The sequence below is a fragment of the Rhodoplanes roseus genome (genome assembly GCF_003258865.1).
Classification (GTDB): domain Bacteria; phylum Pseudomonadota; class Alphaproteobacteria; order Rhizobiales; family Xanthobacteraceae; genus Rhodoplanes; species Rhodoplanes roseus.
Genome location: NZ_NPEX01000578.1, coordinates 1 through 1,249 on the forward strand (window position 1 = coordinate 1; position 1,249 = coordinate 1,249).

General features: G+C 69.3%; 2 protein-coding genes. Both read left to right on the forward strand.

Annotation, left to right across the window (positions count from 1 at the left end):
• The first annotated feature begins 94 nt into the window (after positions 1-94).
• A complete protein-coding gene (locus CH341_RS31375) occupies positions 95-508 on the forward strand; it encodes an MmcQ/YjbR family DNA-binding protein (protein ID WP_111423620.1) in 414 nt (137 codons plus the stop codon).
• A 243-nt stretch (positions 509-751) separates the two neighbouring features.
• A complete protein-coding gene (locus CH341_RS31380) occupies positions 752-1,006 on the forward strand; it encodes a hypothetical protein (RefSeq protein WP_111423622.1) in 255 nt (84 codons plus the stop codon).
• Positions 1,007-1,249: the final 243 nt, after the last annotated feature.

The window sequence follows — 1,249 nt, forward strand, 5'->3', positions numbered from 1 at the left end:
GCTCTTCCGATCTGGCGAAGCCGGGCCTCGAAGGGCGACGGCCGCAGCGCCTCGTGGTATCTGCAGTCAGCCTGCATCACCGCGAGCCGGTCTCATGACCCCCGCCACGTTCAACGCCTTCTGCCGCGCCCTCCCCGCCACCACGCACGTGGTGCAGTGGGGCGGCGCGCATGTCTGGAAGGTCGGCGGCAAGGTCTTCGCCATCGGCGGCTGGAGCGACGACGGCGCCGGCATCACCTTCAAGGTGAGCGACATCGCCTACGAGCTGCTGAAGGACCGCCCCGGCCTGCGCCCCGCCCCCTACCTCGCCTCGCGCGGCCTCAAATGGATCCAGCATTTTGGCAAGCCCGGCCTGCCCGCGGCGGAGCTGAAAGACTATCTGCGTCAGTCGCACACGATCGTGGCGCAGGGGCTGTCGCGGAAGAAGCGGATGGAGCTGGGGCTGGAGTTGCCGGCGCAGCAGAAACGCGGCGAAGCTGGATCAAGCGTAGCCCGGCTCCGACCGTAGCCTGGACGGAGCGCAGCGACGTCCGGGGGCGGGCCGTGCCGCGGATCCCGGGTTTCGTTTCACTGAACCCGGGCTACGGAGCCGGATTGCGGCGAGACTCCGCGCCAATCGCACCTGTCCCCGGATCGCTGCGCTGATCCGCGCCACGGTGCTGCGCTGCGGGCTTGAAATCGCGTTCCCGTTATGTTCTGTGGCGGTCGCCGGGCCGGGGCGAATCGTCGGCTCGGAACAGGAGTGGGACTGATGGATGCGCCGAACTATTCCGACATGTCGTCGGAGGAGCTGCTGACGATGATCGAGGATGCGCAGGCGGCGCTCGATCGGAAGATCGCCGCCGAGAGGGCGGAGCTGGAGGAGCGGCAGGCCAAGCTGGCCGAGCTGCAGGCCCGCATCGGCGGCAAGGACGCCGGACAGAAGCCGTCGGCACCCAAGCCGCGCGGCCGGCCGCCACGGTCGGCGGCGCCGCGGACCGACGAACAGCTCGCGCCATCGCCGTGACGCGAGCGTCGTCCGGCCTGGGCCGTCACCCGGGCTGGACCGTCGCCTCGACGGAGCGCCGCGCCGCCCCGGATCGACCGCACTCGCCCGACGGAAGGGGTCGCGCAGAAATCATCGAGTCGAAGCATCCTTCCGCCCTCACCCTGAAACATCCTTCCGCCCTCACCCTGAGTGTCTGACTCGAAATTCAGCCTTTATTGACGGGGGTCGCAAGGCGGCGGGTAAGGAGCCTGAGGTGTGCGA